Source organism: Longimicrobium sp. (assembly GCF_035474595.1).
Lineage (GTDB): Bacteria > Gemmatimonadota > Gemmatimonadetes > Longimicrobiales > Longimicrobiaceae > Longimicrobium.
This window is the reverse complement of sequence record NZ_DATIND010000059.1, coordinates 1-2,030: the sequence shown is the minus strand read 5'-3', so window position 1 is coordinate 2,030 and position 2,030 is coordinate 1. Positions and strand designations below refer to the sequence as shown.

1 protein-coding gene is annotated in these 2,030 nt (G+C 74.5%); it reads left to right on the top strand.

Features of this window, described 5'->3' with window-relative positions:
• A partial coding sequence (locus VLK66_RS10540; protein ID WP_325309368.1) for a condensation domain-containing protein occupies positions 1 to 2,030 on the top strand: 2,030 nt, incomplete at both ends.

Genomic DNA, 2,030 nt, shown 5'->3' with positions numbered 1-2,030 from the left:
TCGGCGCGGCCGGGGGCGCGGCTCTACCGCACCGGCGACCGGGTGCGCTGGCTGGCTTCGGGCGAGCTGGAGTTCCTGGGGCGGACCGACTTCCAGGTGAAGATCCGCGGCTTCCGCATCGAGCCGGGCGAGATCGAGGCGCGGCTGGCGGAGCACCGGGGCGTGCGGGCTCCGGTCGTCGTGGCACGCGAGGACGCGCCGGGCGACCGGCGGCTGGTCGCGTACTACCTGGCCGGCGAGCCGGTCGCCGTGGACGCGCTGAGGTCGCATCTCGCGGAGCGGCTCCCGGAGTACATGGTGCCGGCGGCGTACGTGTGGATGGAGACGTATCCGCTCACGCCGAACGGGAAGCTGGACCGCAACGCGCTCCCTGCCCCCACGGGCGATGCGTATGCGGCCCGGGAGTACGAGGCTCCGGTGGGCGAGACGGAGCAGGCGCTGGCCGCGATCTGGGCCGAGGCGCTCGGCGCGGAGCGCGTGGGCCGGCGCGACCACTTCTTCGACCTGGGAGGGCACTCGCTGACGGGCACGCGGGTGATCTCGCGCATCCGTGAGGTCCTGGCTGTGGAGCTGCCGCTGAGGGCGCTCTTCGAGGGACCCACGGTGGCGGAGCTGGCCGGGCGCGTGGAGGAGGTGCGCCGGGCGGAGCTGCCGGTGGTGCCGCCGGTGGTGCCGGTGGAGCGCACGGGTGCTCTGCCGCTCTCCTTCGCGCAGGAGCGGCTCTGGTTCCTGCACCAGATGGAGCCGGAGGGCACCGGCTACAACGGGCCCTGGCCGAGCCGGCTGCGGGGGCGCCTCGACGCGTTGGCGCTGGAGCGGGCGCTGGGCGCGTTGACGGAGCGGCACGAGGCGCTGCGCACCACGTTCCGCCCGGTGGAGCGGGGCGCTGTGCAGGTCGTGCACCCGCCCGCGCCCGCGCGCCTGCCCGTGGTGGACCTCACCGGTCTCGCGCCGGAGGCGCGCGAGCAGGAGGCGCGCCGCCTGGCGCGGGAGGACGCGGAGCGCCCCTTCGACCTGGAACGCGGGCCGCTGCTCCGCGCGACGCTGCTGCGCCTCTCCGACGAGGAGCACGTGCTGTTGCTCACCATGCACCACATCGTCAGCGACGACTGGAGCATGGGCGTGCTCTTCCGCGAGCTGTTCACCCTCTACGAATGGTTCTCGCTGCCCTCCGGTGCTGCAAGGCCGGCATCGCCGCTGCCGCCGCTGTCGGTGCAGTACGCGGACTTCGCCGTGTGGCAGCGCGGCTGGCTTCAGGGCGAGGTGCTCCAGCGGCAGCTCGACTGGTGGCGGGAGCGGCTGGGCGGCGCGCCCCCCGCGCTGGAGCTCCCGACCGACCGCCCGCGGCCCGCGGTGGCGAGCTCGCGCGGCGCCGCACACGGGTTCCGCATCCCCGCGGAGATCACACGCGGGCTCCGCGCTCTCGCGCGGCGGGAAGGGGCGACGCTCTACATGGTGGCGCACGCCGCCTTCGACCTGCTGCTCTCGCGCTGGTCGGGACAGGAGGACCTGGTCGTCGGCTCGCCGATCGCCAATCGCACGCAGGTGGGGATGGAGGGGCTGATCGGCTTCTTCGTCAACACGCTGGCGCTGCGCGTCGATCTGTCCGGCGACCCGCCGTTCCAGGCGCTCGTGCGCCGCGTGCGGGAGACGGCGCTGGGGGCATACGCCCACCAGGAGCTCCCGTTCGAGCGCCTGGTGGAGGAGGTCGCCCCGGAGCGGGGCCTGTCGCACACGCCGCTCTTCCAGGTGATGTTCGCGCTCCAGAACGCGGACGCCGGCGAGGGGTCCGCCACCGCCGGGGTTCGGCGGGAGCCGTTCGGGGGCGAGGTGCGGGCGGTGCGCTTCGACCTGGAGTTGGACCTCCACGAGGTAGGCCAGGAGCTGGCCGGGAGCCTGCGCTTCCGGACCGACCTGTTCGACGCCGCCACCATGGAGCGCTTCGCGGCGCAGTACGGGGTCGTGCTCGCCGCGGCCGCCGCCTCGCCGGAGGAGCGCCTGTCGCGCCTGGCCCTCCTTTCGGACGAGGA